14 protein-coding genes are annotated in these 12555 nt (G+C 63.5%); 9 read left to right on the forward strand and 5 right to left on the reverse strand.

The annotated features are described in order from the left end of the window. Positions 1-43: 43 nt before the first annotated feature. Complete coding sequence (locus tag FJ977_RS20380) at positions 44-1024, reverse strand: GlxA family transcriptional regulator (protein ID WP_140774017.1); 981 nt, start codon at positions 1022-1024, stop codon at positions 44-46. 311 nt (positions 1025-1335) lie between these two features. Between FJ977_RS20380 and FJ977_RS20385 the strand changes: the two genes are divergently transcribed. The 5 genes from FJ977_RS20385 to FJ977_RS20405 are packed head-to-tail and all read left to right on the forward strand — an operon-like array spanning position 1336 to position 5853. Continuing rightward, positions 1336-2214, forward strand: coding sequence for an ABC transporter permease (locus tag FJ977_RS20385; RefSeq protein ID WP_140774018.1), 879 nt, complete (start codon positions 1336-1338; stop codon positions 2212-2214). A 13-nt stretch (positions 2215-2227) separates the two neighbouring features. Continuing rightward, positions 2228-3067, forward strand: a complete 840-nt coding sequence (locus tag FJ977_RS20390) for an ABC transporter permease (RefSeq protein ID WP_140774019.1) — start codon at positions 2228-2230, stop codon at positions 3065-3067. Beyond that, entirely contained in the window at positions 3064-4206 is a 1143-nt protein-coding gene (locus tag FJ977_RS20395) for an ABC transporter substrate-binding protein (RefSeq protein ID WP_140774020.1), read from the forward strand. The genes FJ977_RS20390 and FJ977_RS20395 overlap by 4 nt, the downstream gene beginning before the upstream one ends. Then, positions 4199-5377 carry an ABC transporter ATP-binding protein gene (locus FJ977_RS20400; RefSeq protein WP_140774021.1) on the forward strand — a complete coding sequence of 393 codons (1179 nt, stop codon included), beginning with the start codon at positions 4199-4201 and terminating at the stop codon, positions 5375-5377. Before FJ977_RS20395 ends, FJ977_RS20400 begins: the two co-directional genes overlap by 8 nt. A gap of 56 nt (positions 5378-5433) precedes the next feature. Then, positions 5434-5853 carry a hypothetical protein gene (locus FJ977_RS20405; RefSeq protein WP_140774022.1) on the forward strand — a complete coding sequence of 140 codons (420 nt, stop codon included), beginning with the start codon at positions 5434-5436 and terminating at the stop codon, positions 5851-5853. Between the two features lie 9 nt (positions 5854-5862). On the opposite strand, the gene plsY is transcribed toward FJ977_RS20405, so the two are convergent. Then, a complete protein-coding gene (gene plsY / locus FJ977_RS20410; RefSeq protein ID WP_140774715.1) occupies positions 5863-6531 on the reverse strand; it encodes a glycerol-3-phosphate 1-O-acyltransferase PlsY in 669 nt (222 codons plus the stop codon). Positions 6532-6769: 238 nt separating this feature from the next. Here plsY and FJ977_RS20415 point away from each other — a divergent pair, with 238 nt between their 5' ends. From FJ977_RS20415 to FJ977_RS20425, 3 genes are all read left to right on the forward strand, one after another. Continuing rightward, positions 6770-8302, forward strand: coding sequence for an FAD-dependent monooxygenase (locus FJ977_RS20415; protein ID WP_140774023.1), 1533 nt, complete (start codon positions 6770-6772; stop codon positions 8300-8302). 98 nt (positions 8303-8400) lie between these two features. Then, positions 8401-9111, forward strand: a complete 711-nt coding sequence (locus FJ977_RS20420; RefSeq protein WP_140774024.1) for a hypothetical protein — start codon at positions 8401-8403, stop codon at positions 9109-9111. A gap of 140 nt (positions 9112-9251) precedes the next feature. Then, positions 9252-9890 carry a glutathione S-transferase family protein gene (locus FJ977_RS20425; RefSeq protein WP_140774025.1) on the forward strand — a complete coding sequence of 213 codons (639 nt, stop codon included), beginning with the start codon at positions 9252-9254 and terminating at the stop codon, positions 9888-9890. Between the two features lie 24 nt (positions 9891-9914). Here FJ977_RS20425 and FJ977_RS35895 read toward each other — a convergent pair whose 3' ends face one another. The 3 genes from FJ977_RS35895 to FJ977_RS20435 form a co-directional block, all read right to left on the reverse strand. Continuing rightward, on the reverse strand, positions 9915-10085 hold the full coding sequence (locus FJ977_RS35895) for a hypothetical protein (RefSeq protein WP_181179989.1): 171 nt from the start codon (positions 10083-10085) through the stop codon (positions 9915-9917). A 243-nt stretch (positions 10086-10328) separates the two neighbouring features. Continuing rightward, the gene (locus tag FJ977_RS20430; RefSeq protein ID WP_140774026.1) at positions 10329-10769 is read right to left on the reverse strand and encodes a hypothetical protein; all 441 of its coding nucleotides are present in this window, start codon (positions 10767-10769) and stop codon (positions 10329-10331) included. Between the two features lie 727 nt (positions 10770-11496). Beyond that, positions 11497-11859, reverse strand: coding sequence for a hypothetical protein (locus tag FJ977_RS20435; RefSeq protein WP_140774027.1), 363 nt, complete (start codon positions 11857-11859; stop codon positions 11497-11499). 242 nt (positions 11860-12101) lie between these two features. On the opposite strand from FJ977_RS20435, the gene FJ977_RS20440 reads away from it, so the two are divergent. Continuing rightward, positions 12102-12542: a hypothetical protein gene (locus tag FJ977_RS20440; RefSeq protein WP_140774028.1), complete on the forward strand. Its 441-nt coding sequence runs from the start codon at positions 12102-12104 to the stop codon at positions 12540-12542. Positions 12543-12555: the final 13 nt, after the last annotated feature.

Raw genomic sequence — 12555 nt, forward strand, 5'->3', positions numbered from 1 at the left:
AATTGCGCCAAACAAAGTGTAAGCGCCGCTTAGCCGCCGGGCCTCATTGCCCCGCGGCAATGGCCGGCATCCGGTTGGGATGCCTGAGATGGGTCGGCGTGATGCCGGTCTGCTGGCGGAACACCCGGCTGAAATGGCCGGCATTGGTGAAGCCGCAGCGATAGGCGATGTCGCCGATCTGCAGGTCGCTGCCTTCGAGCAGCGACTTGGCATGATGCACCCTGAGCGCCAGGTAGGCCGCCATCGGACCGATACCGAGCTCGGCCTGGAAAAGCCGCTCGAGCTGGCGCCGCGAGCAGTTCAGGCGGCTGGCGATCTCAGCCACCGAGAGCGTCTCCTGAAGGTTGCTCTCCATCAGGAGGAGAGCGCGCTTCACCGCGCGGCTCGAGGCCGCCGGAAACAGGTCGCCGACGGGCTGCACGTCCCGGCTGCTCCTGATCCGGTCGAGTACCAGGATCTTGGCGGCCTTCTCCGCCGCCTTCTGGCCGATGAACTGGGACACGAAATGGCCGGCAAGGTCGGCGGCGCCCGTGCCGCCGGCGCATGTCGAACGCCCACGGTCGACGGAAAACAGACTGTCGGCATGGGCGTTTACATCGGGGAATTGGCTGCGGAAATCCTTGATGTGGAACCAGCTGACGGCCGCGGCGTAGCCATCGAGCAGGCCGTAGCGCGCCAGCACGAAGCTTCCCGTGCAGAGCGCCGTCAGCGGCACCCCCTTCTCGGCGGCGCGCAGCAGGAACGTTTCCTTGTCCGAGCTGAGGCTGCGGTTGGTGTCGAGCAGGCCGCCGACCACGACGACGTTGTCGAAATCCTCCGGATTGCCGATCCCCTTGGTCGGCAGCAGTTCCACGCCGCAACTCGCCCGGATCGGCAGGCCGCGTTCGCCGACGATCTCCCAGTCGAACTCGATCCTGCGGCTGCGGTCGCCCTCGTCGCCCGCGAGCCGCAGCGTGTCGATGAACAGCGACAGCGGCGACAGCGTGAAGTCGCGCACCAACAGAAACGCAAACCGCCTTGCCATTTGTCCGGAACCGTCCCCTCGCCTGTGCTGGAGCCTGTTACCACCGATGCGTATTGTTTGGCACAGGCGTCAAGCCCCGCGATCCCCAGGAGCGGCCGCTGGATGTCGGAGATGAGACCGACGATCCGGATCGAACGGCCATGGCCCCCTGTTGCCATGCCGTCCGCCGGTCAAGTTTCGCCGTCGATCGCAGCCGGCGGCGTGCTGATATCCACTGGCTCAATCGCCCACTGTAGACATCGGGCCTTTAATCACCCAATCTTGGTACCGGGAACAAAACACGCGCTTCAAAGAAAGCGCACCGGGTGGTCATGAAACGACGATGGACATTGTATGATCCGCGGCTGGCCTGGATGTTGGTCGCGCCGGTGCTCTTGCTGCTGGTCTTCTTCCTGGTGCTGCCGATCGCCGTGATGGGCGCCTACACCTTTTTCACCTTCGTCACCGCCGGTGTGGAAACGAGTGCGCTGACAACCGCCAACTGGCACGAATTCCTCACCGACAGCTACTATCACGGCTTCCTCCTGAAAACGCTGCGCGTCGGCGCGATGACGGCGCTGCTCTGCGGCGTGCTCGGCTATTTTCCGGCCTATTTCATCTGGGCCACCAGCTTCAAGCACAAATGGCTGCTCCTGCTTTTGCTCATCGTGCCGTTCTGGATCTCCTTCACCATCCGCACATTCTCCTGGATCAACATCCTGGGCGAACAGGGGGTCATCAACGTCGCGCTGCTGAGGATGGGGATCATCAGCGATCCGCTGCCGATGCTCTACAATGAGGGCGCGGTGATCCTGGGGCTCCTGCACTTCCTGCTGCCCTACATGATCCTCAACGTCTATGTCAGCCTCGAAGGCATCGACCGCACGCTGATCTCGGCCGCCCGCTCCATGGGCTGCACCAGCGCGCAGGCGTTCCGCGAGGTCACGCTGCCGCTGTCCCTGCCGGGCCTCGCGGCGGGCCTGCTGCTCTGCTTCGTGCTGGCCGCCGGCAGCTATGTGACGCCGCAGCTTCTGGGTTCGGGGCGCGACGCGCTGTTCGGCAATCTGATCTACGACACCATCATGGGCGAGCTGAACTGGCCGATGGGCGCCACGCTTTCGATCGTGCTGTTCCTCGTGCTCGGCTTCTTCGCCGCCATCTACACCCGCTACATGGGCATGTCGCAGATCGTCAAAGGATTGGGCGGATGACGGGGTTGGGCGGATGAAGGCGCGGCGCAAGGAAGAAGGCAGATGGGCCTGGCGGCTGACCGGCTTCGTCACGCTCTGCGTCTACATCTTCATGTTCGCGCCGATCGTGGCGACCGTCATCCTGTCGTTCAACGCCTCGATGTTCGGCGGCTTCCCGATGACCGGCTTTTCCCTGCAATGGTACGCCAAGCTGATGACCAACGAGCAGGTGCTGGCCGCCTTCCGCACCTCGCTGTGGATCGCGCTGGTCACCGCCGCCGTCACCACGGCGATAGGCGTGGTCACCGCCTTTGCGCTGGTGCGCTTCGAATTCCCCGGCAAGCAGGCGCTGAGCACGCTGGTGATCCTGCCGGCGCTGGTGCCGGAGACCATCCTCGGCGTCGGCCTTCTGGTGCTGATCAAGGCGATCGACCAGCCAAGGACCATGCTGCTGCTGGTGCTCGGCCATATCCTGCTTGCCGTGCCCTATGTGGTGCTGATCGCGCAGGCGCGCATGGTCGGCATCCGCCGCGTCTACGAGGAGGCGGCGCTCTCGCTGGGCGCCTCGCGCTTCTCGTCCTTCCGCGAGATCACGCTGCCGCTGCTCATCCCCGCCGTCGTCGGCGGCGCGCTGCTCGCCTTCACCATCTCGTTCGACAACACGTCGGCCAGCCTGTTCTGGCGCCCGGCTGGCGTCGAGACCATGCCCACCCAGATCCTTTCGATGCTCAAGATCTCGATCAGCCCCGAGATCAACGCGCTCGGCACCGTGATGATCCTGGTGACCGTAGGCATCCCGCTGCTCGGCGGCCTGATCCTGCAAAGCCTGACCAGATTGAAAAGACGTGGCGAACCAAAGGAGGAAGCACGATGAAACTGTCCAACGGCAAGCGGCTTGAACGGCTGCATGATAGATATCGCAACGGTGATCTCAGCCGCCGCACTTTCCTGACGCTGACAGCCGCCGCGGCTGCCGCGGCGGGTCTCGACATGCCCTGGATGCGGCAGGCGCTCGCCGCGGTCCAGGAGGTTCGCTTCGACGGCTGGGGCGGCACGGTGCAGGACGCGATCGACAAATACGCCTTCCAGCCCTACACGACCAAGACCAAGATCAAGGTCGTCCAGGGCACGTTCGGCGACGAGGACGAGATCATCACCAAGATCAAGACTTCGAAGCCCGGCGACTACCAGGTCATCCATTCCTCCGGCGTCAACTACTACATCAAATACGTCAATGGCGGCCTGACCTCGGAGATCAACGAGGCCAACATTCCCAACATGGCGAATGTGCTGCAGCCGATGATCGACCCGTTCCGCAAGCTGACGCCGAAACTCTCGGCCGTGCCTTACGATTACGGCACGACAGGCATCGCCTACAACACCAAGGTGATCTCGCCCGAGGAAGCCAAGGAAAAGGGCGCCGCCCTTTTGCTCGACAAGAAATATGCCGGCAAGGTCGGCGGCTATGACGACATGACCACGCGCGTCTGGTACGCCGCGCTCGCCACCGGGCAGGACCCCAACAACATCAAGGACATGGACACGATCTGGGCCAAGGTGCGCGAGACGCGCGACCTCGCCAAGAAGTTCTGGAGCTCTGGCGCCGAGCTGATGGACCTGCTTTCCAAGGGCGAGATCGTGGTGACCGACGCCTGGTCGGGCCGCGTCGCCGCCTTGCAGGACCAGGGCCATCCGATCGGCTATCTCGACCCGGCCGGTTCCTACGCCTGGATGGAGGACATGCTGATCCTGAAGGGCTCGCCGATGGCCGAGTGCGAGGAGCTGATCAACTTCATGCTCGACCCGGCGACCTCCATAGCGGTGGCCGAGGGCCAGAGCTATCCGCCATCGCTCGACCCGACCAAGGTCAAGCTCACCGAGAAGATCGAGAAGCTGCCGGCCTTCGACAAGACCGGCACGATGAAGTCGCTGACTTTCGCCGACCCGGTCTACTGGGCGACCAACGAGGACGCCTGGACCAAGCAGTGGAACAGGATCTCGAAAGGTGCCTGACAGAAACGACCTTTCAGAATTGCCCCGGCCGGAAGCGGCCGGGGCGACGCTGTCCGGCGCGGGCAAGGCCGCATCGGACAGCGCCGAGGCGAGTCAGCCGGCGGTCGAGTTCCGCAACATCGACATCGCTTATGGCAAGTTCGTCGCCGTGCGCGATTTCTCGCTGTCGATCCGCAAGGGCTCCTTCGTCACGCTGCTCGGACCTTCGGGCTGCGGCAAGACCACGATCCTGCGCTCGATCGCCGGCCTGGTCGACATTTCGGGCGGCCAGATCATGATCGATGGGCGCCGGGTCGACGACGTGCCGATCTACAAGCGCAATATCGGCCTTGTCTTCCAGAGCTACGCGCTGTTCCCGCACAAGACCGTGTTCGACAACGTCGCCTTCGGCCTTAAATACCGCAACGTGCCGAAGCCGGAAATCGTGCGCAGGGTCGGCAAGGCGCTCGAGATGGTGCGGCTGCCGGGCAGCGAGAAGAAACTGCCCTCGCAATTGTCGGGCGGCCAACAGCAGCGCATCGCGCTTGCCCGCGCCATCGTCTTCGAGCCGCAGGTGCTTTTGCTCGACGAGCCGCTATCGGCCCTGGACGCCAACATGCGCGAGGAGATGCGCGTCGAGATCAAGAAGATCCAGAAGGAAACCGGCATCACCGCCATCTTCGTCACCCACGACCAGGAAGAAGCGCTCTCCATGTCGGACCGCATCGTGGTGATGAACGCGGGATCGGCCGAGCAGATCGGCACGCCCGAGGAAGTCTACGAGCGGCCCGCCACCGCCTTCGTCGCCGACTTCCTCGGCAAGGCCAACATGCTGCCCGGCACGGTGAGCGGATCCGGCAAGGCAACGGCTGTGGTGCTTGCCAGCGGCCAGACGGTCAACGTGGCCTGTCCAAGGCAGCTTGCCGACGGCAGCAAGGTCACCGTGGTGGTGCGGCCGCAGAAACTGACGGTCGGCGCGTCGGCGGGCGCCAACCATCTGTCGGGCCGCGTCGTCTCGGCGTCATATCTGGGCGGCAGCGCCATCTACGAGATCGACATCGGCGGCAAGACCAGCGTCCGGGCCAACGCAACGATCAGTGGCCGGGTCCTTCGCGAAGGCGAGACGATCGACCTCGGATTCGATCCCGAGGGCTGCGTTCTGCTCGACGAGGACGGTCAGCGCATTTCGTGATGCGGGCGGGCCGGCCTGAACGGCCTTGATCGCTTAGGGTTCACTGGTGGATCGGGATGAGCCTCAAAGCAATCGTTTTCAAAGGCATGCTGGCCCTGGAACAGGAATTTCCCGGATATCGCTTCGAGCGCGAGCCGATATCCGGAGAATGCGAGGTCGTTTATCCTGATGGCGCGCGCATCCCCTGGGAGGCCGTCAAAGTGTGCGAGCAATGGTTCGGGAACGTCTCCCATATCGGTACCCTTCGGGGAAGGATCGCTCGATATGTCGGCAAGGCATCGGCCCTGAAGCGGCTTGTTCTCTATTCCGGCAGCCATGCCGGAGACGTGATCGAGGAAGCGCGCTTCGGTGAGCTTGAAGGGGAACTGGCTCTCCTTGAAGCCAGTTCCGACGAATATGTCGGGGGATTTGCCGTCGCGTTGCGTACACTGATCGGCGCGGCACGGCAGGAGCGTAACCCGATCGTGTTTGTGTAGGTCAACGATCTAGGTCCGCGGTTCCGCCTTCGCTTCCGGGCTGCCCTGCCCCAGGCGCGGCTCCGTCCCGGCCATGAGCCGCCGGATGTTGGCGCGATGGCGCGCGATCACGTAGAGCCCGCCGGCAATCACCAGCAGCCGGGAGGGCAAGGGCTGCTCCAGGGCGCAGGCCACAGCGATCGCGGTCAACGCCGCCAGCATCGAGCTCAGGGAAACAATTCGGGAAAGAGCCAAGACCACACAGAAAACCGCCGCGGCCCCCAGGCCGATCGGCCAGGACAGCGCCAGAAGCACGCCGAGCCCCGTCGCCGCGGATTTTCCGCCGGTGAAATTCAGCCAGATCGAACGGCCATGCCCCAGCAGCACCGCAAGTCCGGAGAGGCAGACCGCCCAAGGCACAAAACTTTGCGGGTCAGCCCCTGCCGGTGGCGTGAGGAATGCAAAGAACCAGCGGGCAAAGACGATCGCCGCCACGCCCTTCAGCACATCGACCAGCAGCACCGCCAAGGCAGGCCCTTTGCCGAGCGTCCGCAAGACGTTGGTGGCGCCGGTCGACCGGGAGCCATGCTCCCGGATGTCGATGCCGCCCAGCAGTCTTCCTGCCAGATAGCCCGTGGGGATCGAGCCGAAGAGATAGGCGATCGCCAGTCCAGCCACGCTCGCTATCCAGAAAACCATGGCGGTCACCCCCCCGTTGCGGATCAATCGCTCTACCCTTATACAGCCGCTGTCGGAAAAGGCAGGGTTGGTTTGGTAAGCCCAACTCCTTCTGGTAACGGAAGCTCTGGTCTTTGGCTTCGTGCACGAGATCCCCACGACGAACATCGGACGCTGATCGAGCGTCCAATCGTTCGTCCGTGTGGCTCTCAAACGCGAGGAACGCTCCGGTCGAACACATCGACCAAGGAGCAGTTTCATGCACAACCCTATTCCCCATGATGTCATCATTGCCGGCGCTGGCCCGGTCGGCCTGTTTCTCGCCTGCGAGTTGCGCCTGGCGGGCCTTTCAGTGCTGGTGTTGGAAAAGGCCGAGGATCACCGTTCGCCGCTGAAGCGGCTGCCCTTCGGCATGCGCGGCCTGTCGGCCCCCACCATCGAGGCCTTCCACCGGCGCGGTCTGCTGGACGACGTTGCGCCGCCCGCGAAGGATGGCCCCGCCGGCGGCAAAGCGGCCGCCGCGCATTGGATGCAGCAGCCGCGCCGCCCCGGCGGCCATTTCGCCGGCATCCAGTTCTACCTCGATGCCGTCGACAGCTCGCAATGGCCCTATCGCCTGCCCGGCCCGGCCGGCACCAGCATGGCGGTCGAGATGGAGCATCTGGAAACCGCGCTTGCCGCGCGCGCGACCGCCATGGGTGTCGAGATCAGGCGCGGACTTGGCGTCGACGGCTTCAGCCAGTCGGACGAGGACGTGACCATCAGCGCCGGAGGCGAGATTTTTCGCGCCCGCTGGCTCGTCGGCTGCGATGGCGGCCGCAGCACGGTCCGCAAGCTTGGCGGCTTTGCCTTCACCGGCACCGATGCCGAGTTCACCGGCTATTCCGTCGAAGTCGAGATGGCCGATCCGGACACGCTGAGCCTCGGCCGCCACTACACGGCGACGGGCATGTACACTTACGCACGGCCCGGCACGATCGCGATGGTCGAGTTCGACGGCGCCGCTTTCCACCGCAAAGAGCCGATCACGCTGGAGCATGTACAGGCGGTGTTGCGCCGCGTGTCCGGCACGGGCGTCACGGTCGCGGATCTGCACCTCGCCACGACCTGGACCGACCGCGCCTACCAGGCGACCACATACCGCAACGGCCGGGTGCTGCTTGCCGGCGATGCCGCGCACATCCATTCGCCCTTGGGTGGCCAGGGGCTCAATCTCGGGCTCGGCGATGCGATGAACCTCGGCTGGAAGCTCGCCGCCACCATCCGCGGCGACGCGCCGGCCGGCCTGCTCGACAGCTATTTCGATGAACGGCATCCGGTCGGCGCGCAAATCCTCGACTGGTCGCGCGCCCAGGTCGCGCTGATGCGGCCAAGCCCCAGTTCGCGCGCGCTCGAAGCCATCATCCGCGATCTCATCGCCACGCGCGACGGCGCAACCTACTTCGCCGAGCGCGTCTGGGGCGTTTCCCTGCGCTACGATCTCGGCGGCAGCCACAGGCTGGTGGGCCGCGGCGCGCCCGACTTCGAACTAGCCGACGGGACGAGGCTCGGCGAGCGCCTGAGGAGCGGGCAAGGCCTGCTGCTGGACTTCGATGCCCACCCTGCCCTGCAAGCGCTTGCAAGCCGCTGGAACGGGCGGATCACCTATGTCGCGGAGGATGCCAGGGAGCGGATGGGCCTGAGCGCCCTGCTCCTGCGCCCCGATGGCTTCGTCGCCTGGGCTGCCGATGATGGGCCTGACCTCGAGCACGCCGCCCAGGCCGCGTCACGATGGTTTGGCGAAGGCGACTAGCCGCCCATATGTGATAGAGGAACCGTTTGAGCATGGTTTCGGTTGTCTGCTGTGGGAACTGTCGTTCCACGAAGGCCCCTGATGAGCGAACATGAAGCATGGCAGCCAAGAAGCGCGACTCCCTGCGGAAGGTCCTGAGCGGCATCGTCGCGGCGATTACCGCCGCGCCCGGTCGCACATCCGAGCAAGGCGCGAGCACCGCCAAGGCGTCAGTGGTCGCCGAATGGCCGCTGCCGCCATCGGCGACGCTTGGCTCCTCCTTGCGCCTGAAGGGGATCGAACGCGAAGTTCGAGCCCGCCTGCCGTGGGCAGTGAGGACGTTCGCCAAGGCTGATACCGGCCGCATCGTATTGCGCATGTTGAAAACCGACGCGGATGCGTTCCAGGCCGCCTCTGAAACCATCTCCAGGACGCTGGAGGGCATCGAGACGCTGGCCGTGCTGCCGCGCGAGGCAGAGGACATTCTCACCATCTCCGCCCGCGAGCGCCATAAATGGCTGAAGGACGGTCGCCTGAAGAGCATCGGCACCCGCACCGTCAAGATGCGCGGGCGATCCAAGGCGGTGACCTTCCATGTTTTCGATCCACGCCATATCGAGGACATTCTCGATCGTGACCTGGCGAGCGCCTGGCGGGAAGAAGACGCGCGGGAAGCGTCCGAAAACAGACGGCGCGGCGCCGGCAAGGCCGCTCTGACGCGAGCTGGAAAACGGCAGCGCAAGGCACGCAATGCCAGGAATTCGGGAAAGGATGATGCTCCACGGCTGGAAGGCTGGGACACATTCGAGGCGGAAGGCCTGCTGCGCTAGGAGCGAGGACGCACTGCTCCGGTTCGGGCCGCGAAATCCAATGGCCGAAAAACGAGATGGCGTGTCGGCAATGACGTCGGCCGTTCGTCCTCTGGGTGCCGCCAAGAACCGGACACCGAACCAACCACCGGAGCCTCCCAATGATCCCCACCATCACAGCCTTTGAACGATCGCCCGATGGCGGCAAGGGACTGGCGCGCGATACGCGCGTTCGCTGGGCGCTCGAGGAGGTGGGGCAGCCCTATGAGGTTCGTCTCGTCTCCTTCGCCGGGATGAAGGCGCCTGGCCATCTGGCCATCCATCCCTTCGGCCAGATCCCGACCTATGAGGAAGGATCTCTGTGCCTCTTCGAGACCGGCTCGATCGTCTTTCATCTTGCCGAGAAGCATGCCGGCCTGCTCCCCGGGGATCGCGATGCCCGTGCCCGCGCCATCACCTGGATGTTTGCCGCGCTCAACACCGTCGAGCTGCCCATCCTCGACTTGACGACGGCAAGGATATTCGAAGCCGACAGGCCCTGGGCCGAAGAGCGCCTGCCTTTGGTGAAAGACCGTGTTCGGGCAGTGCTGGACAGGCTCTCGGCCTATCTGGGCGCCGCCGACTGGCTCGATGGTGCGTTCAGCGCCGGCGATCTGTTGATGGTATCGGTGCTGCTGCGGCTGCGCATGTCCGGCATTCTGGACGAATATCAGAACCTGGCTGCCTATGTCGCACGCGGCGAAGCTCGCCCTGCTTATGCCAGGGCCTTCGCCGCGCAATTTGCGGTCAACGGGCCATAGAAGAGCTGACGCTATCGAAACCGATCAGCGATCCTGCGACCGGGCACCCAGCCCTGCCATGTCGGTCAGGCGGATCGCTGCCAGCGTATCGAGCTCCTTCGAGACCGGCGTCTGTCGGGTGGTCTGTGCTTCGGGTTCGCTCTTGGCTGCGATTAAGCGGGCTTGGCCAATCATGGCCCGAACGGCGGTCAGCATGTGCGATGTCCCTTCGCTTGTCCTGACGCTAAGAACTTGACCGGCGCATTTACGTTCCAGGGCTGGTGACAAAAACACTCGCTCAGGCCCATCTTCCCGGTGGCAGAGCAACTTGTCGGACACGAGCCGTTCAAACTGCCGCGCTTTTAGCCGCGCATGACGCGGGTCTCAACACCTTCGGCTGAGTCGAATCGCAGAGTGACATCACGGCGCAATGACTCTGCTTGCTTGACTACCACCCGATTAGCGGGAGGAGCTCTCAGCAGCCGGTGGTATTTCCCGTGTTAGCGACCAATCTTGAGCCACGATCTCAATTGTGTCGTCACGGAAGTAAAACAGGAATTGACGGGCGCTCGGCAAATCCGCCGACAAGACATCCCAATCGTCATCCTCGGCGACCCGAGTGTCGCCTATAACCTCGTAGAACTCGCCCCATTTCGGAGCCTGTCCGCTGTAGAGGCCTTCTCCTGCAAACCATGCATGATCGTTCGTCGCATCCCAACGAAAGCGACTGCAGCCGAGGAATCGCAGTGTCGCAATTTCTCCAGGCGCGGCACTGTAGGCCCATGGGTTAAGACGAAAGGAAAGACGGACGGCGTTGCCTTCGACCGTCAGCTCCACGTCAGGAGCATTGGGCTCGGCATTCCAATCGGTGTTCAGATGCTGGAACGTCAAATTGGCCATCAAGCCTAGGCTTTCATGTGAGGAGGGGTCGGATGGCTTGACGCGTAAACCGCCCCAAGCATTCTGCGTCCGAGTTGCTTATACCGTAGGTGACCCCAATCCCCGATAAGCCGTTCCTCTGGTGTGACGGCGCGCCGATACTCAACAGATCGCAAGATACTTCCGCCCTCAATCTTAACATCTGCGTGGGTCATCTTCGGTGTTCCGTCAGAAAAGCGAAGATACATATATGCAAAGACGATCAGGTGCTGCTTTCCCAGTGACGAAACGCGTTCATTTATTTTTTGACCGCAGACTGCACTGCCGCAAAATCAGCAATTCTGACCGCTCGCTCAAGCTGGACGAAATCCAGAAAAAGCAGCTTGTTCTTGATCGTTATCATCCCGTCTGGCGACCTATCGGCACCATGGGAGATCAGCTTCTGCCTGACGAACTTATAAATCGAACCGGACATTCTCACAGACCATATTGCAAGGACTGCACCCGCTGGGGTCGAAACGGACACGCATTCAAGACTTTACGACGAAGATGAGAAAAATTGTAACCCCGCGACCGTCAGCACAATCGGCGGCAATATCCGCGACCTAAGCTATATTGCAGCGAACCTGCAGCCGGAAAACAAGACAGAGCAACTGTCAGCTTGACGACCGGAGCCCTGCAACGCAGGCGCTGCACGCACTACAGTCAGAGCCTCTGTCCGAATTTGAATCGCCACAAAGAGGGATTGCTACGGATATTTCGCCTGTGCGGCCGCCGGGCTCAGATCCCCCTCGAGCTCCTTCGGCAAGGGCAGGCTCGAGCATTGCAGGTGCACGTTGCGGGCCAACAGCTTTCGCTGCTTGTGCTCGGCCTCCTTGGTTGCCGCGATGATGCCCAGGCCGTACGGGCCAAGCGCCGCGAATTCCCAGCCCGGGTGCTGTTTCTCGCGAACCGCATAGTCGGCGGCCGCCGCGCGGGCCTGCTGGCATCCCGGCGACGCCCATTTCGGGTCTTGCGGCGAAAGCGACGCGCCATAGTCTACGGGAGAGGTCGCGCATCCAGCCATCGTCGCGGCCAATGCGGACATTGCAACGCGTATCGCAAGTCTCATCCCCGAAGCCTCTGCTGTTTGCCGTTCCGCTTTCCGCGGACATTCCGGCCGCGACATCACGTATCCGCGATGTCCCGCCCCAGCGCTTGCCACAGGCCTCGCTTCATGTCGATCTTCCCGCGGCCAGATTCGGGCCAAGTGGCTGGAACCAAATGACCGGCGAGACTGTTCAGTTGTAACTTTGACACAGCGCTGACGCGCCCGGCCGGTCGGGCAAGCGGCGATCTTAAGGAGCTTTCATCATGAAGATTTCGTCCGGATTTCGGTCTATCGCGGTTGCAGCCATCGCCACGGCGGCAGTCAGCGTCGCCAGCGCCGCGCATGCCGACAGCGGCACGATCCGCTTTGCCGTCTACAAGGCTGCCTTCTTCGTCGGCGGCTCCGGCGGCGAAGGCACGTTCACCTTCCACGGCAAGACCTATCCCATCTCGATCGGCGGCGTCTCGGGCGGCCTCGCCTTTGGCGTTTCCAAGACCTATTTCCACGGCACTGTGCGCCACATCAGGCGCGCGCGCGATGTGACGGGGGTCTATGGCGCGGCAGGTGGCGGCGGCACGCTCGGCAAAGGTGCCCAGGTGATCGTCATGACCAATGACAAGGGCGCCCAGCTCGAACTCACCGGCAAGCAGGTCGGGCTGCAGGTCAACGCCGATCTCAGCGGCATGGCCATCTCGCTGCGGTAAGGGCGGTCGTTCC

The organism is Mesorhizobium sp. B2-1-3A (assembly GCF_006442655.1).
Classification (GTDB): Bacteria; Pseudomonadota; Alphaproteobacteria; order Rhizobiales; family Rhizobiaceae; genus Mesorhizobium.